Source organism: Clostridium tepidiprofundi DSM 19306 (assembly GCF_001594005.1).
In the GTDB taxonomy this organism is placed as follows: domain Bacteria; phylum Bacillota; class Clostridia; order Clostridiales; family Clostridiaceae; genus Clostridium_AC; species Clostridium_AC tepidiprofundi.
On sequence record NZ_LTBA01000131.1, the window covers coordinates 1 to 868 of the forward strand.

General features: G+C 23.2%; 1 protein-coding gene. It reads left to right on the plus strand.

Annotated features, from left to right (window positions below):
* Positions 1-769: 769 nt before the first annotated feature.
* A partial coding sequence (locus tag CLTEP_RS14575) for a PD-(D/E)XK nuclease family transposase (protein ID WP_201786620.1) occupies positions 770-868 on the plus strand: 99 nt, incomplete at its 3' end.

Consider the following 868-nt stretch of genomic DNA (forward strand, 5'->3'; position numbering starts at 1 on the left):
AACTATTGAAGATATTAACTACTTAAATAAACGTACACAAATACGTTATTTATGATATATAAATTGTACTATGGAGGTGATAAAAAGTAAAGATTATTATAAAAATTTTTAACAATTATTAAAAAAAATATGCTTAGTCTTTTTTTGAAAAATCATATGTAATTAAGTGTAAAATTTGGCATTTAATTTTTGCTTGATAGATAGATCAAACTAGATTTTGCTCTTTAGAGCTGTTTTCCGATAATGTGTTTATGCTATATATGATATAATGTCATTGATATCAAAGATACTATAAGTTACTTGTTTTCTACTAAACTCATCTTTATTAATATTAAGTTTTTCATATATTTTTAAAAGGATAAATATTTTATTAGTATCATAATTGAAGTTTAAGTTTGAGATTTTCACCACCTTTTTACCTCTATAATATCGTTATAACCTTTAGCATGGACACATAGTGGAATTTCTTGATGTTTTTTAAGTTTTAACTTAGTTATTTTCAAAAAAATAACTAAGTCTATTTTTCATTTGTTATTTTCTTTCAAATGACTAATCAATTTTATCACTATTAATATACATGATTTTATTATATATTACAATATTTTCTACACAAGTTGCCATTTTTCGACTTTGAAATTATTACCCCTGGGGTGTAAAATTTTCCAACCGCCAGAAATGGCGGTTTTATTAATTTTTATGTTATATCTAATGCAGAGATATGATAAAATATATATGGTAAAATATATGTAAAGGAAGGTGATGATATTTTATGTGTAGGTTAAATCCAAAAGTAGATTTCGTATTTAAAAAATTGTTCGGTAGCGAGGAAAATAAAGATATTTTGATATCGTTTATAAATTCAGTGTTG